Source organism: Streptomyces sp. NPDC087428 (assembly GCF_044744085.1).
GTDB lineage: Bacteria > Actinomycetota > Actinomycetes > Streptomycetales > Streptomycetaceae > Streptomyces.
In genome coordinates this window covers 34,713-59,238 of record NZ_JBIUXR010000021.1, presented here as the reverse complement: position 1 = coordinate 59,238, position 24,526 = coordinate 34,713, and the positions used below count along the sequence as shown (strand labels likewise).

Genomic DNA, 24,526 nt, shown 5'->3' with positions numbered 1-24,526 from the left:
GTCAGCGGAGATCACACGGCTCGTGCTTCGGCGAGGGCCAGGATGCGCCGGACGGCCGTACGCCAGGCCGCCGGACACCCGCTCTGCATCGGGCGCGATGCCGGCGAGGAGCTCGTGGAGTTCACCCGTCAGAAGGTGACCGAGGCCACGAAGACACGACCTCGTCACGCATCCGGGGTGGGCCCGGACTCCGTCCCGGCAGTGGGGTGCGGTGAACGTGGCGTCGGCACGCTCTCCACCTCGCCGCATGGGGGACGACGAGCACACGTTGCGCCACGTCCCGGCCGGCCGGGGTTCGCGTCGACGTGATCCGTGAGCGGGAGCCTACGAACGCCTCCGGTCGGGGCGAGGCCGCCCGGCGGACCGCACCGGACGCAGCAGCACCGGACGCAGCCTGCTGTAACCGCGCACGGACACCGGTCGGAGCGCCTTGAGCTCGTACGCGGCCATGCCCGCCAGTTCGCCGGCGAAGGCCGTGTCGACCAGCACCGCATCGGGGCGGGCCACCGCGGTAAGCCGGGCCGCGATGTTGACGGCCGCCCCGTAGACGTCACCGAAACGGCCGAGGACGGCGCCGTACGCCAGGCCGGTCCGCAGCTGGGGCAGCCCCGGCTCCGCCGCCGCGCCGGCAGTGAGTTCCAGCGCGATGTCAGCGGCCGAGGACGCCGACTCGCAAACGAAGAGCACCTCGTCCCCGATGGTCTTCACCACCCTGCCCCGGCCTTCGGCGACCACGTCGCCGGTCAGCCTCTCGAACCGGTCGAGCACCCGGACGAGCTCGGTGCTGTCCAGTCCACGGGTCATCCGCGTGTAGCCGACCATGTCGGTGAAGCCGACCGCCCGGTCGCGGACGTCGGCCCCCTCACCGGACGGCATCTGCCCGGCTGCCACCGCGCTTCCCGGCCCGTCCTGCGCCCGGTCCGGCTGCTGCCCCGGCTCCACGGGCTCCGCCTCCCCGGCCTCGGCGAGCACCCGTGCGGTAGAGGCCGCGAGATGCCGGCGCCACACGTGCCGCTGCAGCAGTTCCAGCTCCGGCAGCAGCGCCGCCGCGCGGCCGGCCGCCTCCCCCTCTTCTGAAGGGGGGCGCGGCTCACGGTTCATCCAGGCCCAGAGGGTGTGCGCCTGCCATTCGGCGAGCCGGGACAGATGGTGCCCCAGAGCGCGCGCCATCGTGGTCTCGCTCTCCTCCGTGATGAGCCCGGCCGCGATGAGCCGCTCCCCCACGCGCAGCGCGTCCACATCGGCGTCGGTGAACGCGCGTACGTCGTCGCCCACCGCCGGGAACCCGAGCGCACGCCAGATCCGCACGGTGCGCTCGGGCCCCACCCCGGACCGCTCGGCGATGTCCCGCCTCGTCCAGACGCGGCCGCCTCCGAGAAGCACCTCCTCGACGGCCCCTCGCAGTTCGTCGGCTCGGGGCCGGGGAACCTGTTCCTCCGCCGGTTCCGCGGCACTCATGTGGTGTGCACGATGAGCACGTCGAGGCCGGCCTTCCTCGCGACGTCCGCCGGGACGGAGCCCAGGATGCGCCCGGCGAGCGAGCGCAGCCCCCGGTTCCCGACGACCAGGAGGTCGGCCGAGCACTCCCGGGCTATCCGCACGAGCGCGGCGACCGGTTCGTCCTGCACCGCGACGGACCGCACGTTCACCGCCCCCTGCGCCAGGGCCCGGCCCTTGGCGGTACGCAGGGTGTCCTCGGCGGGAGCCGAACCCACCACCTGGTACGCCTCAGCACCCAGTTGGTCCTGCGCCAGGGCGAGTTCGGGTCCGCGCATCGGTACGTACGCACATGCGATGACAAGTTCGGCGCCGCATACGGCGGCCAGTCGGGCCGCCCCTTCGACGGCGGCCAACGACGACTCCGAGCCGTCCGTGCCGACCATGACAGTCCGGTAGGCGGCCAAGTCAAACTCCTTACCTCAAAGTAAACTTACTTTTGAGTAAGGTAGAGCGCGGTCACCCCACCGGGCAAGAGGCAGGACCGACGGCAACCGCGACTGGTTCGGAGCCGAGAATTACGGGAAGCCGGACAAGACGCACTTTCCGCAACGGAAGCAGGAACCGTCGTGACCACCTTCGTCATCACCGTCCCCGGAACCTTCGTCACCGAGGTCCCGGACACCTCACTCGCGACACTGAAGGGGGTGCTGGCCAAGCGGCACACGGACGTGAGCAGAAGCGAGGGGCTCGATCTGCTGACCCTCAACGACGACGGCACCTTCTCCATCCGTCTGGAGGTCGAGGCCACGGACCGGTACGGAGCGGAGCTCGAAGCGGCAGAGCTGGTGTCCACGGCACTGCGGGAGGCAGGAATCCCGGCGCAGGACGCACCACTCGGAGCACCGGTCGTCACGGGAATCGACAGCGACCTCTGAGAGGGGTCAGGAGTTCAGCGCCACTGCCCCGGAACACGGCGAACGGCATCCAGCAGCAGGGCGCAGAACGCGACAGGCGGTGCCTGGCGGCGCGAGGCGTCCCGCGGCGGGGATGACCACGGCCGGACAGGGCCCCTTGACCAACCGGCCCCAGCGCGGCCCTACGACCGGGCCACGGCAGTCGGATCACTCGGACAGCGGGCACCCGGCCTCCGCTGAACGGCTGTCGGTGATCCATCGGCCAGGTGTCGGTGGCCGCTGACACCTTGGTGCGGAGGGCGTCCGCGGAACAGCCGCGGCCGCCTTCCACCGTAGGGGAGCCGCACCTCCATGACCTCGTCCAAGTCCTCCCGCCCGCCCTGGGACGTCCGGCGGCCGCCCCGCGCCGACGGCAGCGTTTTCCTGGTCACCGGCGGCAACGCGGGTATCGGGTATTTCATCGCGGAGCAGTTGTCCGCGACCCGCGCGACCGTCGTGCTCGCCGGGCGGAACCCCTCGAAGGGCGAAGCCGCGTGCGCCTCGATCCGCTCACGGGTGCCCGGCGCGCTGGTGCGGGCCGTCCGGCTGGACCTCGCCGACCTCGCGTCGATCGGACCGGCTGTGGAGTCACTCGGTGTGGAACGCCTCGACGCCGTGGTCCACAACGCCGGCGTCGCCCTCGACGATCCGCCGCGCGAGGAGACCGGGGCCGGACACGAGATCATGTTCGGCACCAACCATCTGGGGCACTTCGCGCTGACCCAGCGTCTGATGCCGCTGCTGGCGGCCTCTCCGGCGGCCCGGGTCGTGACCATGGGCAGCTTCGCGGCGAAGACCGAGCGGCTCGACCTTGACGACCTGCAGTCATGCGAGGACTACCGGCCGGGGCGCACCTACGGCCGCTCCAAGCTGGCACAGATGTACTTCGGCCTCGAACTCGACCGTCGGCTGCGCGCGGCCGGTAGCGCGGTGGCGAGCGTGGTGGTTCATCCCGGCGGCGCGCTCGACTCACTCACCCCGTCGCGGCCGCCGGTCCACGTACGGACGGCGGGTGCCCGGCTCGGTGGCGCACCGGCCGCCCTCCTGCTCCAGGGCAAGGACGCCGGTGCGTGGCCCGCGGTCCGGGCGGTGCTCGACCCCGCTGTGCGCGGCGGGCAGCTGTGGGGGCCGCGCGTCTTCGGCCTGCGCGGCAGGCCCCGGTGCGAGCCGGTGTGGGACCACCTGACCGACACCGTCGTCGCGGAGCGGTTGTGGAACGCGAGCTGCGAACTGACCGGCGTCGGCTCCGGCGCCTTCCTCACCACGCCCCCCGCACCGTGACGCGGGGCCCGTCCGGCTCCGGTCCACCGGACGGGCCCCGCGGCGGGCGGCCGCTTCCTCAGCCCTTGACGACGCCCAGCGACGTGTCGCCGACGACCACGACCTCGTACGGCCGGTCCGTGTCCGCCGTGACGCGGAGCGTGCCGCCCTCACGGACCAGGTGGTACGTGGCGGCGGGGGCGCCCGTGAGGTCGGGGACCGTCACCGTGCGGGTGAAGTCGCCCAGGCCTTCGGGGGCGTACACGCGCAGCTCCAGGTTCTGCGTCCAGTCGCCGTCGGGGCGGGAGATGTCCGCGCCGAGCGGCAGGACCGCGCCGGGGCGGACCACGAGCGGGAGGCTGTCGAAGCCGTGGGTGCCGTGGTGCCAACCGGGCCCGGAAACCGTCTCGCCGGTCAGGAAATGGGTCCAGGTGCCCTCGGGGACGTAGTACTCGACCTGCCCGTCCTCGCTGAAGACCGGCGCGACCAGGAGGTCCGGGCCGAGCAGGTACTGGCGGTCCACCGTGCGGGTGGCCGGGTCGTCGGGGAACTCCAGCAGCAGGGGCCGCATGGTGGGGACGCCGGTGCGGTGGGCCTCGACGGCCGCGCCGTACAGGTACGGCATCAGCCGGTGCTTCAGCTCGGTGAACTGCTTGGCGACCGCGACCGCCTCGTCACCGAACTCCCACGGCACCCGGTAGGACGAGGAGCCGTGCAGACGGCTGTGCGAGGAGAGCAGGCCGAAGGCGAGCCAGCGCTTGAAGACCGCCGGGTCCGGGGTGCCCTCGAAGCCGCCGATGTCGTGGCTCCAGAAGCCGAAGCCGGACAGGCTCAGGGAGAGGCCGCCGCGCAGGGACTCGGCCATCGCGCCGAACGAGGACCAGCAGTCGCCGCCCCAGTGGACGGGGAACTGCTGGCCGCCCGCCGTGGCGGAGCGGGCGAACAGGACCGCCTCGCCCTGGCCGCGCTCCTTCTCCAGCAGTTCGAAGACGGCCTTGTTGTACAGGTGCGTGTAGTAGTTGTGCATCCGCTCCGGGTCGGAGCCGTCGTGCCAGACGACGTCGGTGGGGATGCGCTCGCCGAAGTCCGTCTTGAAGCCGTCGACGCCCTGGTCGAGGAGGGTCTTCAGCTTGCCCTGGAACCAGGCGGTGGCCTCGGGGTCGGTGAAGTCGACCAGTGCCATGCCGGCCTGCCACTTGTCCCACTGCCAGATGTCGCCCTCGGGGGTGAGGACGAAGTAGCCCTTGTCGGCGCCCTCCGCGTACAGGGCGCTCTTCTGCGCGATGTACGGGTTGATCCAGACGCAGATCCTCAGCCCCTTCTCCTTGAGCCGGGCGAGCATGCCGACCGGGTCGGGGAAGGTGTCCGGGTCCCATTCGAAGTCGCACCACTGGTACTCGCGCATCCAGAAGCAGTCGAAGTGGAACACCGAGAGCGGGATGCCGCGCTCGGACATGCCGTCCACGAAGGAGGTGACGGTCGCCTCGTCGTAGTCGGTGGTGAACGAGGTGGTCAGCCAGAGGCCGAACGACCAGGCCGGGGGCAGGGCCGGGCGGCCGGTGAGCGCGGTGTAGCGGGTGAGGACGTCCTTGGGCGTGGGGCCCGCGACGACGAAGTACTCCAGGATCTGGTCCTCGACGCTGAACTGCACTTGGCCGACGGCCTCGGAGCCGACCTCGAAGGAGACCTTGCCGGGGTGGTTGACGAAGACGCCGTAGCCGCGCGAGGACAGGTAGAACGGGACGTTCTTGTAGGCCTGTTCGCTGTTGGTACCGCCGTCGGCCTGCCACATGTCGACGACCTGGCCGTTCTTGACGTACGGGGTGAACCGCTCGCCGAGTCCGTGGATCGTCTCGCCGACGCCGAGGGCGAGCTGGGCGACCATGTGATGGCCCCCGTCGCCCATGGTGGCGAAGGCGGTGCCCTTGCGCCCGGCGGCGGTCAGCAGGCGGCCGTCCGCGTCCAGGAACTCCAGGCCGAAGTCGCCCTCGGTGGGCAGCCGCAGGGTGAGCGGGCCGCTGGTGAGTTCGGCGGCCGGGCCGGCGTCACGGGTGGTGGCCGTGGTGTCCTCGGTGGCGCCGGGCAGGGCGAACTCCGGGCCGGGGCGGCGCTTGCCCGCGAGATGGGTGACGCGGACACCGATGACGCCTTCGGCGGGGGCGAACGCCTCCACCGTGATCAGCGGTGCGTTGAGCGTGTCACCGCGCCGCGTCACGCGCTTGACGGCCGCGTGGGCGGTGAGTCGGTCGGCGTCGAGCCGCAGGTCGCGGAGCTCGGTGGCGTACGAGGCGTGCACACCGTCTCGCATCTGCCAGAAGCCGTCGGTGAACTTCATGGGGGGGTCTTCCTTAGCCGGTACGGGGGTGTGTTCTGGGGTGAGTCGTCAGGAGGGAGCCGTCACGGGTGCGCCGCAAGGAGGGCCGGCGCCGCGCGGTCGAGGACCGAGGTCACCCGGTTCCAGGTGGCCGTGTCCCTCGGTACGGCGGGCAGTTCGCGGCCCCGTCCGGTGCCCCACTCCGTGGCCAGGGCCACCGGGTCCCGGCCGGTCGCGGCGCCCGCGGCGAGGGCCGCGGCGCCGAGCGCGACCAGCTCGGCCGCCTCGGGCACGACCAGGGGGCGGCCGGACAGCCGGCGCACGGTCTCCACCCACATCGTGCCGCGAGCGCCCCCGCCGATCAGCCGGAGCGGCGCGTCGGGCACGTCGAGCGGCAGCTCGTCCAGGGCGCGCAGAACGGCGACGACCGCGCCCTCGTAGGCGGCGCCGAGGATCTGCTGCCGGGTCGTGTCGTGCCGCAGCCCGTGCAGCAGACCGGAGGCGGTGGGGAGGTCCGGGGTGCGTTCGCCGTCCAGGAAGGGCAGCAGCACGGCCTCACCGCCGGGTGCGGCGTCCTCGCGGTCCAGGCCGAGCAGGGCGGCGACCTTGTCCACGGCGAGCGTGCAGTTCAGGGTGCAGCCCAGCGGGAGATGGGTGCCGTCGGCCCCGGCGAACCCGGCGAGCAGGGCGGAGTGCGGGCGGTTGCGGGTGGCCGCGAAGACGGTGCCGGACGTGCCGAGGCTGACCACCGGGTGGTCCAGGAGCCCTTCCGCGCCCAGGCCCAGGCCGACCGCGGCGGCCATGTTGTCGCCGGTGCCCGCGGCGACGGGGATGCCGGCGGGCAGGCCCAGGGCTCGGGCGGCCTGCTCGGTGAGGCCTCCGGCGCGGGTGGCCCCGGTGGCGGCGACGGTGGACAGCAGCTCCGCGCGCATACCGGTGAGGGCGAGCAGCTCGGGGTCGTATCCCCGGGTGGTGCCGGAGTCGTGTGTCCGGGCGCCGGGGCTGTACCAGCAGGTGCCGGAGGCGTCGCCGGGGTCGGTGACGGCGGCGCCGCTCAGCCGTTCGGTGAGGAAGTCGTGCGGGAGGCGGACGGCGGAGGCCGCCGCGGCGGAGGCCGGTTCGTGCTCGCGCAGCCACTGCCACTTGGCGGCGGTCATCGAGGCGACCGGTACCGATCCCGTGCGGTCCAGCCAGGTCTCCCGGCCCAGGGCCGCGGTGAGGGCGGCGGCCTGCGGGGCGGAGCGGGTGTCGTTCCACAGGAGTGCCGGGCGCAGCGGGCTGCCGTCCGCGTCCAGGACGACCAGGCCGTGCTGCTGGCCCGCCACGGCGATCCCGATCACCTCGGCCGGGTCCAGGCCCGAATCGGCGAGGGCCGCGGCGACCGCGGTGCGCAGGGCCTGCCACCACTCCTCCGGGTCGCTCTCCCGGGCGCCTCCCTGGCCGGTCACGGTGTGCGGGGCGCGGCCGACGGCGAGCAGCCGGCCGGTCACGGCGTCGACGACGGCGGCCTTGGTGGACTGGGTGGAACTGTCCACACCGATGACGGCCGCTGCCGGTGCGGTGGCCGGTTCCCTGGCTGGTCGCGACGTCATGTCGTACCTCGTTCCTGTGAGTCCCGGTTTTGATCGTACACAAAACAAATATTTTTCGAAGCGCTTCGACAGTGCCTGAACCGGCACTGCGGCCCACCCCAGCCGGGGCGCAACTCCCCACACTGCACCCCCGGGTTGCCTCTATGTGACGCTGTCGTCACAGGGGTGGTCTAGAAACAAACGTCAGGATGGCGTATTAGTACTGCCAGCAAACAAATCGGTCGGACGGCAGCGCAGCCGTCCGGGCATGTCGACAAGAGGCAGCAGAATGTCGAACCGCTTCACCCCCACCCCCGCCGACAGGTTCACCTTCGGACTCTGGACTGTCGGCTGGCGCGGCAACGACCCCTTCGGTGACGCCACCCGTCCCGCCCTGGACCCGGTCGAGTCCGTCGAGCGACTCGCGGAACTCGGCGCGCACGGTGTGACGTTCCACGACGACGACCTGATCCCGTTCGGCTCGACGGACTCCGAGCGCGCCGCGATCGTCACGCGCTTCAAGGACGCCCTGGACCGCACCGGTCTCAAGGTCCCGATGGCGACGACGAACCTGTTCACGCACCCGGTGTTCAAGGACGGCGGGTTCACGTCCAACGACCGTGACGTGCGCCGGTTCGCACTGCGCAAGGTCATCCGCAACATCGACCTCGCCGTCGAGCTGGGCGCCGAGACGTACGTCGCCTGGGGCGGGCGTGAGGGTGCGGAGTCCGGCGGGGCCAAGGACGTACGGGTCGCGCTGGACCGGATGAAGGAGGCGTTCGACCTCCTCGGCGAGTACGTCACCGAGCAGGGCTACGACCTCCGGTTCGCCATCGAGCCCAAGCCGAACGAGCCGCGCGGCGACATCCTGCTGCCGACCGTCGGCCACGCCCTGGCCTTCATCGAGCGCCTGGAGCGCCCGGAGATGTACGGCGTGAACCCCGAGGTCGGCCACGAGCAGATGGCCGGGCTGAACTTCGCCCACGGCATCGCACAGGCACTGTGGGCGGGCAAGCTCTTCCACATCGACCTCAACGGCCAGTCCGGCATCAAGTACGACCAGGACCTCCGCTTCGGCGCCGGCGACCTGCGCCAGGCCTTCTGGCTCGTCGACCTGCTGGAGAGCTCGGACTACGCCGGCCCGCTGCACTTCGACTTCAAGCCGGTGCGCACCGACGGCATCGACGGGGTCTGGGAATCCGCGAAGAACTGCATGCGCAACTACCTGATCCTCAAGGAGCGCGCGCTGGCGTTCCGCGCCGACCCGGCCGTCAAGGAGGCGCTGGCCGCCTCCCGGCTGGACCAGCTGGCGCAGCCCACCGCCGCCGACGGCGTCAAGGCCCTGCTCGCCGACCGCTCCGCGTACGAGGAGTTCGACGTGGACGGCGCGGCCGAGCGCTCGATGGCGTTCGAGGCGCTCGACCAGCTCGCCATGGAGCACCTGCTCGGCGTCGGCTGACGCCCCCGGGGCGCCCGGCGGACCGCCGGGCGCCCCGACTCCCCGGGTGCGGGCCTGCCGGATCCGTACCCGGGCGGATGGACTCATCCCGTCGGGACACCGTGGTCCCCTCGGGCCGGCACCCCTCTCACGCAAGGGCACCATCGTGACAGCACCTTCCCCGGACGGCCTGCGCCAACGGCGCCGTCGTCACCACCGGCGGGTCATCGTTCCGCTCACCGTCGTCTCCGCACTGGTCGGCGGCGTCGCCCTGGCCGGCTGCGGGCAGCAGCGCGACCCGGACGTGTACACCGTCATGAACTCGTCGACCGACGAGTCCTACCACCGCTGGGACGCCCAGACGCTGGCCCGGTGCAGCAAGCAGCTCGGGGTGAAGATCGAGCAGCAGAGCGTCCCGGCCGCGCAGGTGATGACGAAGGCCCTGCGGATGGCGTCCTCGAAGTCGCTGCCCGACGTCCTCCAGCTGGACGCGTCGGAGATGCCGACGTTCGCCGAGGCCGGCGGCCTGATCCCGCTGAAGGACCTCGGGCTGACCACCACCGACATCCCCCGGGGAATCGTCAACTTCGGCTCGTACGAGGGGACGTACTACGGCGCGGCACGCACGGTGAACACCCTGGCGCTGTTCTACAACAAGGACGTCCTCGACCGGGCCGGTCTCGACGTGCCCACCACCTGGGCCGAGATGCGGTCGACGGCGAAGAAGCTCACCCAGGGGAAGCGGTACGGACTGGCGCTGAGCGCGGGCGGTGCGGAGGACGGCGTCTTCCAGTTCACCCCGTTCATGTGGTCCAACGGCGGCGACGAGACGAAGCTCGACAGCCCGCAGGTGGCCGGGGCGCTGGACTACTGGAAGGGCCTGCTCAAGGACCGTTCGCTGTCCAAGTCGACGGTCAACTGGACCCAGGCCGATGTGAACGACCAGTTCATGGCCGGCAACGCCGCCATGATGATCAACGGCCCCTGGCAGGTGGAGACCCTCAACTCCAAGAAGGGGCTGAACTGGGGCATCGCCCAGATCCCGGTCCCGAAGGCCGGGGACGACTCGGTCGGTCCGCTGGGCGGCGGGATCCTGACCGTGCCCAACACCGGTGACAGCGCCCGGGAGAAGATGTCGGCGAAGATCATCGGCTGTATGGCGGGCGAGCAGGAGCAGATCACCTACGCCCTCAACAGCTGGATGGTCCCGGCCAACGAGAAGGCCGCCGCCGTGTGGCGCAAGAAGGTCCCGGAGCTGGCCGCCCTCTCCGACCAGGTCGCCACCGCCCGCTCGCGTACCGCGAAGCTCGGCGCGGGCTGGTCGTCCGTCTCCCTCGCGCTCCAGAGCGCCTTCCAGTCCGCCCTCACCGGCGAGTCGAGCGAGGCCGCCCTCAAGCGCGCCCAGCAGCGCGCCACGAGCGGGAACTGAGGTACCGCAATGTCGACCACCACCGCCTCCGCAGCCACCGGTCCGGCGCTCCCGGCCACCGCGGTCGGGAAGCCGCCGAACCCGGCACGCATCCGGCGCCGCAGGCGCCTGGCCCAGTGGGGCTTCATCGCCCCCGCCGTGATCTTCATGGCGCTCTTCTTCGGCTACCCGCTCGTCCGCAACATCGTGATGAGCTTCCAGGACTACTCGCCGTCCACGTTCTTCACGGGCAAGTCCCCGTTCAACGGAACGGCCAACTGGAGCAACGTCTTCAACGACGAGCTCTTCGGCAAGGCCCTCTGGCACACCGTCCTGTTCACCATCGGCTCGCTGATCGGGCAGTTCTGCATCGGTCTGGGTCTCGCGGTGTTCTTCAGCCGCCGCTTCCCGCTCAACGGGATCCTGCGGTCGCTGATCCTGCTGCCGTGGCTCGTCCCGATGGTCGTCTCCGGTGTCGTCTGGCGGCGCATCCTCGACCAGGACACCGGTGTCCTCAACTCGTTCCTCGGCACGATCGGCGTCGGCGGCGACACCCCGTGGCTGACCAGCACCAGCATGGCGCTGATCTCGGTGGTCCTGGTGAACATCTGGATCGGCATCCCGTTCAACATGGTGATCCTCTACGGCGGCCTCCAGGAGGTCCCCAGGGAGCTGTACGAGGCCGCCTCGCTCGACGGCGCCTCCGCCTGGCGGACCTTCCGCTCGATCACGCTGCCGATGCTCCGCCCCGTCATCACCGTGGTGCTGGTGCTCGGCTTCATGTCGACGGTGAAGATCCTCGACCTGATCCTGGCGCTCACCGACGGCGGTCCCGCCGACTCCACCCAGACCCTGGGCACCCTCACCTACCAGAACTCCTTCGTCCAGCTGGACTTCGGAGCGGGTGCCGTGGTCGGCAACATCCTGATCCTGATCTCCGCCGTCTTCGCGGTGTTCTACCTGCGGGCCAACCGCAACGAGGGGAAGTGACCGGCATGGCGAGCACTGTGCGTACCCCCGCCGCCCCCACGCATCTCACCGGCCGGCCGAAGCGGCGCTGGGGCGCCACGGTCTTCGGCGTCGTGGTGCTGGGCGTGATGCTGTTCCCGCTGTACTGGATGGTGAACACCGCGCTCCAGCCGTCGTCCGGGCTGCTGGAGGTCAGCCCCTTCCCGCACAGCCTGGATCTGTCGGGCTTCCGCTCGGCCATCTCCGACCAGGGCCGCAACCTGCTGACCTCGCTGGCCGTCGCGCTCGGTGCGGTGGTCATCTGCCTGGCCGTCTCGGCGCCCGCCGCCTACGGCCTCGCCCAGTTCAAGCTGCGCGGCACCAGGACGATCGTCTTCGGCACGCTGATCACCCAGATGGTGCCGGGCATCGTCATCGCCAACGCCCTGTACAGCGCGTACGTGGACATGGGCCTGGTCAACTCCTACGCCGGGCTGATGCTGGCCGACGCCTCGCTCGGCATCCCGTTCGCGATCGTGCTGATGCGCTCGTTCATGGTGGCCATCCCGCGCGAGGTCATCGAGGCGGCCGAGGTGGACGGTGCGGGGCGCCTGCGTACCTTCGTGCGGGTCGTGCTGCCGATGAGCCGCAACTCCCTCATCACGGCGGGGCTGTTCTCGTTCCTGTACGCGTGGAGCGACTTCATGTTCGCGCTGACCCTGAACACCACGGACGACGTCAAGCCGATCACGCTGGGCATCTACCAGTACATCGGCGCCCATGTCGGCGACTGGGGCTCCGTCATGGCGGCGTCCGTGCTGTCGGCGATCCCGGCGGCCGTCCTGCTCGTCCTGTCCCAGAAGTACATCGCCGCCGGGATCACCGGCGGCTCGGTCAAGTGAGGACTGCGTTTTTCATGAGTGACTTCCCCGTGTTCCCGCCCGGCTTCGTCTTCGGCGCGGCCACGGCCTCGTACCAGATCGAGGGTGCCGCGCGGGAGGACGGCCGCGGTCCGTCCATCTGGGACACCTACAGCCACACGCCGGGCAGGACCGACGGCGGTGACACCGGTGACGTCGCCTGCGACCACTACCACCGCTACCCCGAGGACGTGGCGCTGCTGCGCGAGCTGGGCGTGGACTCGTACCGCTTCTCCATCGCCTGGTCGCGCATCCAGCCGACCGGCGGCGGCGCGGTCAACCCCAAGGGGCTGGACTTCTACTCCCGGCTCGTCGACTCGCTCCTCGAAGCGGGCATCGAACCGGCCGCCACCCTCTACCACTGGGACCTGCCGCAGGCCCTGGAGGACCGGGGCGGCTGGCGGGTGCGCGAGACCGCGGAGCGGTTCGGGGAGTACGCCGGGATCATGGCGGAGCACCTGGGCGACCGGGTGCCGCGCTGGATCACGCTCAACGAGCCGTGGTGCAGCGCGTTCCTCGGCTACTCGGTGGGCCGGCACGCGCCCGGCGCGAAGGAGGGGCGCGGCGCGCTGGCCGCCGCGCACCACCTGCTGGTCGGGCACGGCCTGGCGATGAAGGAGCTGCGGGCGGCCGGGGTCCGCGAGGCGGGCATCACGCTCAACCTCGACCGCAACGTCCCCGCCACCGAGTCGGACGCGGACCTGGCCGCCGTCGTCCGCGCGGACACCCAGCACAACCTGGTGTGGACCGAGCCGATCCTCGCGGGCCGCTACCCGGCGACCGAGGAGGAGACCTGGGGCGAGCTGATCACCGCGCAGGACTTCCGCCGCGAGGGCGACCTGGAGCTGATCTCCCAGCCGATGGACTTCCTGGGCATCAACTACTACCGCCCCATCGTGATCGCCGCCGCCCCGCACCGCGAGGCCGACCCGGCGCTGCGCGTCGCCACCGACAACCGCTACAGCGAGGGCGAGTACCGGGGCGTACGGAAGACGGCGATGGGCTGGCCGGTCGTGCCGGAGTCCTTCACCGATCTGCTGACCGCGCTGAAGCAGACCTACGGGGACGCGCTGCCGCCGGTGCACATCACGGAGAACGGCTCTGCGGAGTTCGACACCGTGGACGCGGACGGCTCGGTGCACGACACGGACCGGGTCGCGTATCTGCGGACCCATCTGACGGCGCTGCGTGCGGCGATGGACGCGGGCGTGGACGTCCGGGGCTACTACGTCTGGTCGCTGCTGGACAACTTCGAGTGGGCGCTCGGGTACGCGAAGCGGTTCGGCGTCATCCGGGTCGACTACGACACGCTGGAGCGCACGCCGAAGGACAGCTACCGCTGGTACCAGGGGCTGATCGCGGCGCACCGGGGATAGTCCCGGGCGCCTCCGGGCTGCCCCGTCCGCCGTCCGGCGCGCGGGGCGGCTCTGCGTACGCCACGGGGCGGGTCAGCGCGGCGCGTACGCCGCCGGGTCGGTCAGGACCCCGCGCACCACCCGGGCGGCCGCGCCCCTGGCCGCGTCGCCGGAGAGCGAGGAGGCCCGCAGCCCGCTGCCGTTGCCCTGCCACCGCCCCGACACCACCCGGTCGGCGAGCTGGGCCTGCGCCGCGTCCGCGAGCCACGGCATCAGATCGCGGTAGATGCCGCCCAGCACGACGGTGTCCAGGTCGAAGAGGTTGACCGCCCCGGACAGCACCAGGCCCATCCGGTCCCCCGCCGCCCGCAGCACTTCCAGCGTCCTCGTGTCCCCCGCGCGGGCCCGCCTCTCCAGCTCGCCGAGCCCGCGCACGCCCGCCGCCGGATCGATCCCGGCGGCCCGCAGCAGCGCCGCCTGACCGGCGTACTGCTCAAGGCAGCCGCGCGCCCCGCACCCGCACAGCGGGCCCTCCGGGTCGACCACCACATGCCCCACCTCGCCGGCGAAGCCATGGGCGCCGCGCAGCAGTTCGCCGTGGAGCACCAGCGCACCGCCGACACCAATCTCGCCGGTGAGGTAGAGGAAGCAGCCGCCCCCGACGCCGCCGAACCAGAGCTCGGCCAGCGCCGCCAGATTGGCCTCGTTGTCCGAGCTGACCGCCAGCGCCCGGCCCGCCGGGCGCAGCGTGCTGAGCGCCTGGCCGAAGATGCCTTCGGCCGCGACCCGGTACCAGCCCAGGTTGGGCGCCTGGCGGACCATGCCGCCGGAGACCAGTCCGGGCAGTGCCAGCTCGACGCCGACGGCCCGCAGCCCCTGTTCGCCGGTCGAGGTGATGACCCGGTTGGTGAGCCGGGCCGCGTGGGCGAGCACCTCGGCCGGCGGGGTGTTCCGGTTGTCGATGTGCTCGGTGACCCGGACCCGGTCGGTGCCGGCGAGCCCGACCGCGCAGACCGAGACGTAGTCGATGTTGATCTCGACGCCGAGCCCGGCCGGGCCGGTGTCCGACACCTTCAGCACGGTGCCGGGGCGGCCGGCACTGCCGCTGAACGTCTTGCCGGACTCGGTCAGCTGGTCCAGGGACAGCAGCTCCTCGACGAGCGAGGACACCGCGGCCCGGGTCAGCCCGACCCGGGCCGCCACCCGGGCCCGGGTCACCTCGCCCTCCTCCAGTACGGCACGCAGGACGAGGCCGAGGTTGTGGCGGCGCACGGACTCGGTTCCGGCCTTGGCGCCGGTCGGGGTGGCATGGATCGTCATCAGGCCTTCGAGCGTAGGGCCTCGCCCGCCGACGGCGCGCACCTGTCCGGCGACGACCTGCGGGTTTCGGTCGTGCCCGGCCGTGCCGGACGGCCCCGCCCCGGGTGATCACGTGTCCGAAACACCACCGCAGCCCGCCCGCCACATCGCCCGGATACGTTCGTCGTACGCGGCCACCGTCGCCCGCTCCGCCCCCGTCCCGGACCCCGTGGTCCGGCCGGTGAACGAGGAGGCCCAGCGGTGCACCTTCCGCCGTCCCGAACTGTCCGCGAGAGGCTCCGACGCCGTACCCCTGACGTACGGCCCGGCCGCCGCGCGCCCGCCTGGCTCACCCACGTACTGCGCCTGCGCCGGGCCCCCGTGCCCCGCACGGCGATGGTGCGCGGCGCGCTGAGTACGGGGCCCCTGCTGGGGGCCGGGATCGCCGCGGGGCATCCGGGGCCCGGCGTCCTCGCCGCCCTGGGTGCGATGCTCGCCGGGGTCAACGACCGTCCAGGGACGCGCCGCAAGGGCCTGGTCCACATCGGGCCGCCGGCCGCGGCCGGAGCGCTCGGGCTGCTCGTCGGCGCCCTGGTCGCGGACGGTACGGGGCGGTGGACGGCGGTTCCGGTGCTCTTCCTGGTCGGCTGGGTCTCCGGGGCGCTGAGTGCGAGGGGGGCCGGGTGGTCGGCGGCCGCCCTCCAGATGCTGGTCACCACCACCATCGGCATGGGGATGCCGCTGGCGGGACCGGCCTGGCTGAAGGCCCTCTGCTTCCTGTCCGGGGCCGGCTGGCTGGTCCTGCTGCGCCTGTCGCTCCGTACGCCGCGTTCCCGGGACGCGACCCGGTGGAGCGGTGAACGCGAGGCCGTGGCAGCGGTGTTCGACGCGCTCGCCGACGCGCTGGAGGCGCTCGGCGGGCCGGGCACCCGGGGCGCCCGCCGCGGGCTCGTCGCCGCGCAGCAGCAGGCGGAGGAGGCGCTGTGCCTGATGCGGCTGCTGCCCTGGCCCGGCCGGTGGCCGGGCCGGGCAGAAAGCCACCGTCTCGCCGCCCGCTTCGGCGCGGCGGTCGCGCTGTGCGAGGCGGGCATCGCGCTGCTGTGGGAGGGCCGGGCCATCCCGGACGGGGTGGCCGACGGGCCCCGCCGGCTGGCCGCGGCGGTGCGGACCGGCGGTCCCGCGGGAGCGCTGCCGAGCCCGCGGCCGGACACGGTCGCCCGCCTGGCCTTCGACCGCGCGGTGCTGGCGGCCGCGGTGACCTTCGACCGGACGACGGCCGGGACACCGGCTCCCCGCCCGGAGCCGTCGCCGGACACCCGACGCGGGGCCGGGGCGTACTCCGGGCTCCGCCCGGGTCTGTTCGCACCGGCCGGGCGGGAGTACGGACTGCGCGTGGCGCTCTGCGTCTCGGTCACCGCGGCCGTCGCGCTGCTGCTGCACGAGGACCACTGGTACTGGCTCCCGGCCACCGCCGCGTTCCTGGTGAAACCGGACATGGGCCCGCTGTTCTCCCGGGTGGTGAACCGGTTCGCCGGGACCGTGGCCGGGGTCATCGCCTTCGTCGCGCTCACGGCGGTGCCCGGCGGCTCCGGCCGGCCGCTCGTCGTGGCGGCGGTCGTCGTGGCCGGGGCGCTGCTGCCGCTGTCCACCCGCCACTTCGCGTTCCAGACCGCGGTGATCACCGTGCTGGTGCTGTCGTTCGTGCACACCGCGGGTGACACGGAGGCGGCCGCGTCCCGGCTGCTGGAGACGTTCCTGGCCTGTGCCCTCGTGCTGCTCGTGGGCCACCTTCCGCTGTCGGCCGACCCCGGAGTGCGGGTCGGCCACCGGTTCGCCGTCACGCTGCGCTGCACGGAACGCTATCTGCGCCATGTGCTGGACGCGACGGACCCGGCCGGGGCCGCGCACCGGGCCGATGCCCGGGGGCTGGCCCTGCGCGCCGCCACGTACCGGGCGCTCGCCGAGGCGCGGGCGGCGGCGGAGACCGCGTCGGCCGAGCTGCCGGGGCCGTTCGGCGGGCGCCGGCGGGACTGGCCCGCGGTGACGGTGTCGGCCGAACTCGTCGTGGACGCGGCGACGGCGTGCGCGTTGCGGGTCGAGAACGGGGTGCCGCGCCCTTCTTCCGCCGAGGTGGAGCGGGTGACGTCGGCGCTGTCCCTGCTGGCGGAGGCCCTGGAGGACGGCCACCGCGTCCGGCGTCCCGCGCCGGGGCCCGGTCCGCGCGACTGCCGTTCGCTGCGGGACGTGATGACCCAGTTGCACGGCATTCACCGCCTCACCACGGCCGGGCTCCCCGGCCCGCCGGCGGCCTGCCCCGTATCCCCGTCCTGACCTCGCCCGATGCCGCAACACCCGCATATTCGGGCGAAGATGTCGCGGTGGCATCATTTCGCCAAACCCTTGGACACGTGAGGGACTCGTGAAAGGATCACCCTCAAATTCCGTGGCGTGTCCCCGTATCCCGCGGCGCGTCACGCCTCGTCCCACCACCCATGGAGAACACACGTGGCCAAGACCTCTGGCCGTCGGCCCGGACGGGCCGCCGCCCGTCTCGCCGCCGCCGCGATATCCGCGGCCCTCGTCGGCACCGGTACCGCCGCCTTCGCCGCGGAGCCGGGCGACGCGCCGATGTTCGGCATCGCCGGTCTGGACAGTGCCGGCACCTCGTACTACTACACCCCGTCCGGCGACGGCGGCCTCGAGAAGCGTGTCGAGCTCGACACCGGCTGGAAGAACGTCAAGTTCGTCGGCCGGGTCGACAACAACGCCGACAACGTCGCGGACGGCCGCTGGCAGCTCGGCACCAACGGCGACATCCACTACTACGCCAACGACAACTCCGCGGCGAAGAAGGTCGGCTACGGCTGGGGCATCTACAACAAGCTGGTGTCCCCCGGCCAGTTCGGCGGCGCGGAGGGCGGCGACCTCCTCGGCCGCGACGCCAAGGGCGACCTGTACCTCTACCTGGGCTACGGCGACGGCACCGTCACCAAGCGCATCAAGGTCGGTTACGGCTGGGACGTCTACAGCGAGATCGCCGGCAACGGCGACCTGACCGGCGACGGCAGGAACGACCTCGTCGCCCGCGACAAGTCCGGCGTCCTGTGGCTGTACAAGGGCACCGGCAACCAGCACGACCCGTACGCCAAGCGCACCAGGATCGGCAGCGGCTGGAACCAGTACAACGCCCTGTTCGCCCCCGGTGACATCGACCTGGACGGCATCGCGGACCTGGTCGCGCGGAACGCCGCCGGCGAGCTCTACCTGTACAAGGGCACCGGCAACGCCGCCGCCCCGTACAAGCCCAAGGCCATCATCGGAACGTCGGGCTGGAACACCTACCGCCTGTTCTTCTGATCAAAAGGGCAGGTTTTGTGCCCAAAATCGTGACACGATTCGGCTGAATCCGTGGTCCGCCGTCAACTCGCGGCGGGCCACGACCGATCACGATCCATGGAGTACTTCGTGGCCGAAACCGCTGGCCGTAACCACAAGCGCACAGCCGCTCGCGCGGCAGCCGCGGCGCTCACCGCCGCCCTCGTCGCCACCGGCACCTCCGCCGTGGCCGCAGACTCCCCGCAGCCGTCGATCAGCGCGGCGCAGCAGCCGTCCGCCGCGGCCGCGAAGGCGGCAGCCGCCGCAGCCAACAACTTCGCCCTGTTCGGCGTCAACTCCGCGGGCACCGCGTACGCCTACCGGTCGAACCTCAAGGGCGGTCTCACCGCCCGCAGCCTCAACGGATCGGGCTGGACGGGCGTCAACGCCATGCTCCAGGTCGCCAACGTGCCGAAGAGCAGCGGCGACAGCGACGGCATCTGGTTCCGTGAGAACAACGGGAACTTCGGCTACCTGAAGTTCGACGCCGACAAGCCGGTCCAGGTCGGCTACGGCTGGGACATCTACAACAAGCTGGTCTCCCCGGGCAACATCGGGGGCGCCGCCGCGGGCGACATCCTCGCCCGCGACAAGAAGGGGGACGTCTACGTCTACCTCGGCTACGGCACCGGCAAGGTGACGGGCCGCATCAAGGTGGGCTACGGCTGGGACATCTACAGCGAGATCGCCGGCAACGGCGACCTGACCGGCGACGGCAAGAACGACATCGTCGCCCGCGACAAGTCCGGTGTCCTGTGGCTGTACAAGGGCACGGGCAACCAGAAGGCGCCGTTCGCCAAGCGCACCAAGATCGGCAGCGGCTGGAACCAGTACAACCGGCTGGTCTCCACGGGTGACATCACCGAGGACGGCCGGACCGACCTCCTCGCCCGGAACGCCGCGGGCGAGCTCTACCTGTACCGGGGCACCGGCAACGCCGCCGCCCCGTTCGCGGGCAAGGTGAAGATCGGCACGAGCGGCTGGAACAGCTACAAGTTCCTCTTCTGAGCCACTCGGCACGTCCACCCGGACGGGTTCCGCCCGGCAGCTGAGAGCCGGAGCGTGCGCGCCGGGACATGAGAGAGGGCCGCATCCCCGTCACCGGGGATGCGGCCCTCTCGCCGTACTGCCCGCCGACCCTACTTGCGGATCAGGCTGCGGAGCACGTACTGCAGGATGCCGCCGTTGCGGTAGTAGTCCGCCTCACCGGGGGTGTCGATGCGGACGACGCCGTCGAACTCCACACCGGTGTCGGTGGTGACCTTGACGGTGCGCGGGGTGGTGCCGTTGTTCAGCTCGGTCACGCCGGTGAAGGAGAAGGTCTCCTCGCCGGTGAGGCCGAGGGACTCGGCGGTAGCGCCCTCCGGGAACTGGAGCGGGAGGACGCCCATGCCGATGAGGTTCGAGCGGTGGATGCGCTCGTAGGACTCGGCGATGACGGCCTTGACGCCCAGGAGCGCGGTGCCCTTGGCGGCCCAGTCGCGGGACGAGCCGGAGCCGTACTCCTTGCCCGCCAGGATGACGAGCGGGGTGCCGGCGGCCTGGTAGTTCTGCGAGGCGTCGTAGATGAACGAGACCGGCGCGTCGCTCTGGGTGAAGTCGCGGGTGAAGCCGCCCTCGGTGCCCGGCGCGATCTGGTTGCGCAGGCGGATGTTGGCGAACGTGCCGCGGATCATGACCTCGTGGTTGCCACGGCGCGAGCCGTAGGAGTTGAAGTCACGGCGGTCGATGCCGTGCTCCGTGAGGTACTTGCCGGCCGGCGTGTCGGCCTTGATCGCACCGGCCGGGGAGATGTGGTCGGTGGTGACCGAGTCGCCCAGCTTCGCCAGGACGCGGCCGCCGGTGATGTCCTCGACCGGGGTCGTCTCCATCGTCATGCCCTCGAAGTACGGGGGCTTGCGCACGTAGGTGGACTCGGAGTCCCACTCGAAGGTGTTGCCGGTGGGGATCGAGAGCGCCTGCCACTGGGCGTCGCCCGCGAAGACGTCCTGGTAGGACTTGTTGAACATGTCCTCGCCGATGGAGTTGGCGACGACGTCGTTGACCTCGGCCTCGGACGGCCAGATGTCGGCGAGGAAGACGGGCTTGCCGTCCTGGTCGACGCCGAGCGCGTCCTTGGTGATGTCGACCTTCATCGAACCGGCGATGGCGTACGCGACGACCAGCGGCGGGGACGCCAGGTAGTTCATCTTGACGTCGGGGTTGATCCGGCCCTCGAAGTTACGGTTGCCGGAGAGCACCGAGGTGACGGCCAGGTCGTGGTCGTTGACCGCCTTGGAGACCTCTTCCGGCAGCGGGCCGGAGTTGCCGATGCAGGTGGTGCAGCCGTAGCCGACGAGGTTGAAGCCGACCTTGTCGAGGTACGGGGTCAGGCCCGCCTTGTCGAAGTAGTCGGTGACGACCTTCGAGCCCGGGGCGAGGGTGGTCTTGACCCACGGCTTGCGGGTCAGGCCCTTCTCGACGGCCTTCTTCGCCACGAGCGCCGCGGCGACCATGACGTACGGGTTCGAGGTGTTGGTGCAGGAGGTGATCGCGGCGACGGTGACGGCGCCGTGGTCGAGCTCGTACGTCGAGCCGTCGGGGGCGGTCACGGTGACCGGGTTCGACGGGACGCCATTGGTGGCGGCCGGCGAGTCGGAGGCCGGGAAGGACTCCTTGCCCGCCTCCTCGTCGTCCGCGACGTAGTTGCGCACGTCCTGGGCGAACTGCGCCTTGGCGTTCGCGAGGACGATGCGGTCCTGCGGGCGCTTCGGGCCGGCGATGGAGGGGACGACCGTGGAGAGGTCGAGCTCCAGCTTCTCGGAGAAGTCCGGCTCGGCGGCCGGGTCGAGCCAGAGGCCCTGCTCCTTGGCGTACGCCTCGACGAGCGCGACCTGCTGCGCGTCGCGGCCGGTCAGGCGCAGGTACTTCAGCGTCTCGTCGTCGATCGGGAAGATCGCGGCGGTGGAGCCGAACTCCGGCGACATGTTGCCGATGGTGGCGCGGTTCGCGAGCGAGGTGGCGGCGACGCCCTCACCGTAGAACTCGACGAACTTGCCGACGACACCGTGCTTGCGGAGCATCTCGGTGATGGTCAGCACGAGGTCGGTGGCGGTGGTGCCGGCCGGGAGCTCGCCGGTCAGCTTGAAGCCGACGACGCGCGGGATGAGCATGGAGACCGGCTGCCCGAGCATCGCGGCCTCGGCCTCGATGCCACCGACGCCCCAGCCCAGCACGCCGAGGCCGTTGACCATGGTGGTGTGCGAGTCGGTGCCGACGAGGGTGTCGGGGTACGCCTGGCCACCCCGGACCATGACCGTGCGGGCCAGGTGCTCGATGTTGACCTGGTGGACGATGCCGGTGCCCGGGGGGACGACCTTGAACTCGTCGAAGGCGGTCTGGCCCCAGCGCAGGAACTGGTAGCGCTCCTTGTTGCGGCCGTACTCCAGCTCGACGTTCTGCGCGAACGCGTCGTTGGTGCCGAACTTGTCGGCGATGACGGAGTGGTCGATGACCAGCTCGGCCGGGGCGAGCGGGTTGATCTTCGCCGGGTCGCCGCCGAGCTCCTTGACGGCCTCACGCATGGTGGCGAGGTCGACGACACACGGCACACCGGTGAAGTCCTGCATGATCACGCGGGCCGGCGTGAACTGGATCTCCTGGCTGGGCTGAGCCTGGGAGTCCCAGCCACCGAGCGCCCGGATGTGGTCGGCGGTGATGTTCGCGCCGTCCTCCGTGCGGAGCAGGTTCTCCAGCAGCACCTTCAGGCTGTAAGGGAGGCGCGCGGAGCCCTCGACCTTGTCCAGCTTGAAGATCTCGTACGACTCGTCGCCCACGCGCAGCGTGCTGCGGGCGTCGAAGCTGTTCGCCGACACGACAGTCTCCTTCATCAATGTGCGCGTAACTCCGCGCCGCGCCTCACTACGGCGGGCGCCGCGTGGTGCTGCCTACAGCCACCCGACCATCCGCTAAGGTAAGGCTTAGTTAGGTAGCCCTTACCGCGCGGCGGCCCGCTGTGCGCCTTCGGCATATATCTCGATGTCGAGATAACTCTAGTACATCGCCGGGGAAGGGTCATGTCGGGGCACGCTTGACCGCTGCCATCCAAGCGAGGCGCTTACTCAGCGAACTCAGTCGTTGCGCCTTCCGTCTCAGCGAACATGGCCGTACGGACTGAACGCGCTGGGGCGCCGGGGTGCTGGTCGCCGTACCGACTGGGATGGATCTCGCAGGGCCGTACGTCGAGCTGTCGTACGCGGACGCCGTACGTCAGCGGCATCGGCGTCCGCTGCTGGACTGCGTGACGGCTCGGTTCGAGGACGTGGCTCCGGTACGGCCGTTCCGGCGGTCCCGTCGAAGCCCTCGGGGCTTGTGGAGAGCCGGGTGCGGTGCCGCGTCGCATGCCCGGTCCGGAAAGCGGCTTCGGGGAAACGCGCCGGCCGAAAGACCGGAACCGCGCCCCGGGCCGACTCCACCAACGCTTGACCGCCTGATCCTCGCGATGACGGCCGAGCGATCCCCGTCAAAGGCTGAGCACTGTCGCGCTGGACCTCGGCGTCCTATTCGGCTTCGTTCGGCTGCTCGGCGGAGCGGGCGCGTCGATGGGCCGCGACTCGTTCGCGGGTCGCGCACCGGCGGGAGCAGTAGCGGCGTTCGGGACCGCTGCCCTGGGTGATGAAGGCGTTCCGGCAGGCGGGGGATGCGCAGATTCTGCCGGGCGGGCGTTGGTGGTCCCAGAGGAGAACGGTCAGGGCCATGCAGGACGAGGCGATGAACCACTTGTCCCAGGGTGCGTTGTCCTGACGGTCGAGGTGGGGGTGCCAGGGGGTGCTGCCGCTGTGTGAGGTCAGGCGGAGCGGTTCGGCGTGGTCCGTCAGGAGCCGGTTGAGGGCGGCCGCGGCGTCGTCGGTGTGCTCGGCGGCGAAGACCGGTCGCAGCAGGGAGGCGGCTGCCCCCCGATGGCGGTGGTGGTCTCGGTGGTGCTCATCGCCCTGGCGCTGCCCGCCGCGTGGATGCTGCCCGCCCGTCCCGGTCGAGCTCGGGGCGTGCGGGCGACCTCATTGGCCGGCGACCTTGTCGCCGGAGTCCGGGTCATCGCCGCGAGACCCTCCCTGGCCAGGGCCACGCTCACCTCGGCCGTCTCCTGCATCGCCCAGGGAATGCTGACGGCGTGCGTCCCGCTCCTCGGCGAACGCGTTCTGGGCGGCGCCGGCCGAGGCGCGTTGCTGCTCTCCTGCGTGGCGATCTCGGCCTTGGCGGCCAATGCCATGCTCGCCCGGTTTCCGCGTTCAGTCGCCCCCGACACGATCATCTGGGCCAGTGCCCTTGTCCAGGCCACCGCGCTGGCCCTGGCCGCCTGGGGTCAGCCAGCCGTACTCGTCGTGGCCGTACTCATAGCGGGGATCGGTGAGGGACCCCGGCTGGCCGCCTTGTTCGCGGTCCGCCACCGGGAGGCACCGGATCACCTGCGAGGCCAGATCTTCACCACCGGCGCCAGCCTGAAGATCACCGGATTCGCCCTGGGGTCAGCAGTTGCCGGACCACTCGCGACCTGGTCTCTTCCAGGCACTCTGGCACTCGCAGCGAGCGTGGCGGTCCTTGCGGCACTGGTCTTCTTCGCGGTCCCGCCGGCCACCACCAACTCGTCCGAGAACAGCACGGTGTCGGCTTGAGCGTTCTCCGCGAAGAAGTCGGAGCCAGGGTGACCTTTCGCAGGTTGAGCGATTCTCAGCGAACCCGGCCGCGGATTCCGGTTGCCGTCAGCACTCGGCCGTCTCCTCCTGGCCGCACCGGTTCGCGCGGTCCACCTCGGCCATGTGTTCCTCGGCCCACGCACGGAGCATGGCCAGCGGTTGTTCCAGCGTCAGGCCGAGCGGGGTGAGCCGGTAGTGCACGCGCGGCGGCACCGTCGCCTCCACCCGGCGGCCGACCAGGCCGTCACGGGTCAGCCCTCGAAGGGTGACCGAGAGCATCTTCTGCGAGACGCCGGTCATCCGGCGCTGCAGCTCCGCGAAGCGCACCTCCCCCGGGGATGCCTCCGCCAGCACCTTGATGGCCATGGACGTCCACTTCGTACCGATCCGGTCGAGCAGACCGCGGGTCGGACACTGCGGATCGAACAGGTCTCCACGGTCCCCGTGAGGGGAAGGCGGCGTCGGGGAGGTCACCTGGGGCTCACCACCTGAGGCAGAAGTGCGGTCTTGGCCCTCCCACTTTAGTTACCTATCGTTTTGTTGTCACCATTCGTAACCGCCTGGAGATCCACG

General features: G+C 71.3%; 18 protein-coding genes and 1 pseudogene. 11 read left to right on the top strand and 8 right to left on the bottom strand.

All coding sequences use genetic code 11. The features are described 5' to 3' along the window. Window positions 1–324: 324 nt before the first annotated feature. Together ACIO3R_RS35100 and ACIO3R_RS35095 are read right to left on the bottom strand one after the other, a co-directional pair. A complete protein-coding gene (locus ACIO3R_RS35100) occupies window positions 325–1,458 on the bottom strand; it encodes an adenylate/guanylate cyclase domain-containing protein (protein ID WP_402111056.1) in 1,134 nt (377 codons plus the stop codon). Beyond that, complete coding sequence (locus ACIO3R_RS35095; protein ID WP_385354690.1) at window positions 1,455–1,904, bottom strand: universal stress protein; 450 nt, start codon at window positions 1,902–1,904, stop codon at window positions 1,455–1,457. The genes ACIO3R_RS35100 and ACIO3R_RS35095 overlap by 4 nt, the downstream gene beginning before the upstream one ends. 162 nt (window positions 1,905–2,066) lie before the next feature. Here ACIO3R_RS35095 and ACIO3R_RS35090 point away from each other — a divergent pair, with 162 nt between their 5' ends. Both ACIO3R_RS35090 and ACIO3R_RS35085 read left to right on the top strand, forming a co-directional pair. Beyond that, window positions 2,067–2,375, top strand: a complete 309-nt coding sequence (locus ACIO3R_RS35090; RefSeq protein WP_385036622.1) for a hypothetical protein — start codon at window positions 2,067–2,069, stop codon at window positions 2,373–2,375. Between the two features lie 330 nt (window positions 2,376–2,705). Continuing rightward, entirely contained in the window at window positions 2,706–3,674 is a 969-nt protein-coding gene (locus ACIO3R_RS35085) for an SDR family NAD(P)-dependent oxidoreductase (RefSeq protein WP_385036621.1), read from the top strand. Between the two features lie 58 nt (window positions 3,675–3,732). Here the strand turns inward: ACIO3R_RS35085 and yicI are convergent, their stop codons facing one another. Further along, complete coding sequence (yicI, locus tag ACIO3R_RS35080; protein ID WP_402111053.1) at window positions 3,733–5,988, bottom strand: alpha-xylosidase; 2,256 nt, start codon at window positions 5,986–5,988, stop codon at window positions 3,733–3,735. A 62-nt stretch (window positions 5,989–6,050) separates the two neighbouring features. Next, window positions 6,051–7,559 carry a xylulokinase gene (gene xylB / locus ACIO3R_RS35075; RefSeq protein WP_402111052.1) on the bottom strand — a complete coding sequence of 503 codons (1,509 nt, stop codon included), beginning with the start codon at window positions 7,557–7,559 and terminating at the stop codon, window positions 6,051–6,053. Between the two features lie 268 nt (window positions 7,560–7,827). On the opposite strand from xylB, the gene xylA reads away from it, so the two are divergent. The 5 genes from xylA (at window position 7,828) to ACIO3R_RS35050 (ending at window position 13,628) form a co-directional block, all read left to right on the top strand. Next, complete coding sequence (gene xylA / locus ACIO3R_RS35070) at window positions 7,828–8,997, top strand: xylose isomerase (RefSeq protein ID WP_402111051.1); 1,170 nt, start codon at window positions 7,828–7,830, stop codon at window positions 8,995–8,997. Window positions 8,998–9,142: 145 nt separating this feature from the next. Further along, the gene (locus tag ACIO3R_RS35065; RefSeq protein ID WP_402111049.1) at window positions 9,143–10,405 is read left to right on the top strand and encodes an ABC transporter substrate-binding protein; all 1,263 of its coding nucleotides are present in this window, start codon (window positions 9,143–9,145) and stop codon (window positions 10,403–10,405) included. 9 nt (window positions 10,406–10,414) lie between these two features. Next, a complete protein-coding gene (locus ACIO3R_RS35060; RefSeq protein WP_385041664.1) occupies window positions 10,415–11,374 on the top strand; it encodes a carbohydrate ABC transporter permease in 960 nt (319 codons plus the stop codon). A 5-nt stretch (window positions 11,375–11,379) separates the two neighbouring features. Then, entirely contained in the window at window positions 11,380–12,234 is an 855-nt protein-coding gene (locus ACIO3R_RS35055) for a carbohydrate ABC transporter permease (RefSeq protein WP_385041666.1), read from the top strand. A gap of 14 nt (window positions 12,235–12,248) precedes the next feature. Beyond that, window positions 12,249–13,628 (top strand): GH1 family beta-glucosidase, encoded by a 1,380-nt coding sequence (locus ACIO3R_RS35050; RefSeq protein ID WP_402111046.1) that lies wholly within the window; start codon window positions 12,249–12,251, stop codon window positions 13,626–13,628. Window positions 13,629–13,700: 72 nt separating this feature from the next. On the opposite strand, the gene ACIO3R_RS35045 is transcribed toward ACIO3R_RS35050, so the two are convergent. Further along, window positions 13,701–14,927: an ROK family protein gene (locus tag ACIO3R_RS35045; protein WP_402111045.1), complete on the bottom strand. Its 1,227-nt coding sequence runs from the start codon at window positions 14,925–14,927 to the stop codon at window positions 13,701–13,703. Between the two features lie 240 nt (window positions 14,928–15,167). On the opposite strand from ACIO3R_RS35045, the gene ACIO3R_RS35040 reads away from it, so the two are divergent. The 3 genes from ACIO3R_RS35040 to ACIO3R_RS35030 all read left to right on the top strand — a co-directional run bounded on the left by ACIO3R_RS35040 (window position 15,168) and on the right by ACIO3R_RS35030 (window position 19,289). After that, complete coding sequence (locus ACIO3R_RS35040; RefSeq protein WP_402111043.1) at window positions 15,168–17,237, top strand: FUSC family protein; 2,070 nt, start codon at window positions 15,168–15,170, stop codon at window positions 17,235–17,237. 174 nt (window positions 17,238–17,411) lie between these two features. Beyond that, window positions 17,412–18,263, top strand: a complete 852-nt coding sequence (locus tag ACIO3R_RS35035) for an FG-GAP repeat domain-containing protein (RefSeq protein ID WP_385041607.1) — start codon at window positions 17,412–17,414, stop codon at window positions 18,261–18,263. Between the two features lie 108 nt (window positions 18,264–18,371). Continuing rightward, window positions 18,372–19,289: an FG-GAP repeat domain-containing protein gene (locus tag ACIO3R_RS35030; RefSeq protein ID WP_385041604.1), complete on the top strand. Its 918-nt coding sequence runs from the start codon at window positions 18,372–18,374 to the stop codon at window positions 19,287–19,289. Between the two features lie 131 nt (window positions 19,290–19,420). Here the strand turns inward: ACIO3R_RS35030 and acnA are convergent, their stop codons facing one another. Then, window positions 19,421–22,135: an aconitate hydratase AcnA gene (gene acnA, locus ACIO3R_RS35025; protein ID WP_385041182.1), complete on the bottom strand. Its 2,715-nt coding sequence runs from the start codon at window positions 22,133–22,135 to the stop codon at window positions 19,421–19,423. 684 nt (window positions 22,136–22,819) lie between these two features. Continuing rightward, window positions 22,820–23,212 (bottom strand): annotated as a pseudogene (locus ACIO3R_RS35020) (CGNR zinc finger domain-containing protein); the annotation flags it as partial. On the opposite strand from ACIO3R_RS35020, the gene ACIO3R_RS35015 reads away from it, so the two are divergent. Further along, window positions 23,126–23,932, top strand: coding sequence for a hypothetical protein (locus ACIO3R_RS35015; protein ID WP_402111040.1), 807 nt, complete (start codon window positions 23,126–23,128; stop codon window positions 23,930–23,932). The pseudogene ACIO3R_RS35020 and the gene ACIO3R_RS35015 overlap by 87 nt on opposite strands. Before the next feature lie 87 nt (window positions 23,933–24,019). Here the strand turns inward: ACIO3R_RS35015 and ACIO3R_RS35010 are convergent, their stop codons facing one another. Then, window positions 24,020–24,427, bottom strand: a complete 408-nt coding sequence (locus ACIO3R_RS35010; protein ID WP_402111038.1) for a winged helix-turn-helix transcriptional regulator — start codon at window positions 24,425–24,427, stop codon at window positions 24,020–24,022. Between the last annotated feature and the right edge of the window lie 99 nt (window positions 24,428–24,526).

Excerpts from the sequence above, each read along its gene's own strand:
- xylA (WP_402111051.1), top strand. The coding sequence starts at position 7,828 with ATGTCGAACCGCTTCACCCCCACCCCCGCCGACAGGTTCACCTTCGGA.
- xylB (WP_402111052.1), bottom strand. The coding sequence starts at position 7,559 with ATGACGTCGCGACCAGCCAGGGAACCGGCCACCGCACCGGCAGCGGCC.
- ACIO3R_RS35055 (WP_385041666.1), top strand. The coding sequence starts at position 11,380 with ATGGCGAGCACTGTGCGTACCCCCGCCGCCCCCACGCATCTCACCGGC.
- ACIO3R_RS35045 (WP_402111045.1), bottom strand. The coding sequence starts at position 14,927 with ATGACGATCCATGCCACCCCGACCGGCGCCAAGGCCGGAACCGAGTCC.
- ACIO3R_RS35100 (WP_402111056.1), bottom strand. The coding sequence starts at position 1,458 with ATGAGTGCCGCGGAACCGGCGGAGGAACAGGTTCCCCGGCCCCGAGCC.
- ACIO3R_RS35050 (WP_402111046.1), top strand. The coding sequence starts at position 12,249 with ATGAGTGACTTCCCCGTGTTCCCGCCCGGCTTCGTCTTCGGCGCGGCC.
- ACIO3R_RS35060 (WP_385041664.1), top strand. The coding sequence starts at position 10,415 with ATGTCGACCACCACCGCCTCCGCAGCCACCGGTCCGGCGCTCCCGGCC.
- yicI (WP_402111053.1), bottom strand. The coding sequence starts at position 5,988 with ATGAAGTTCACCGACGGCTTCTGGCAGATGCGAGACGGTGTGCACGCC.
- ACIO3R_RS35085 (WP_385036621.1), top strand. The coding sequence starts at position 2,706 with ATGACCTCGTCCAAGTCCTCCCGCCCGCCCTGGGACGTCCGGCGGCCG.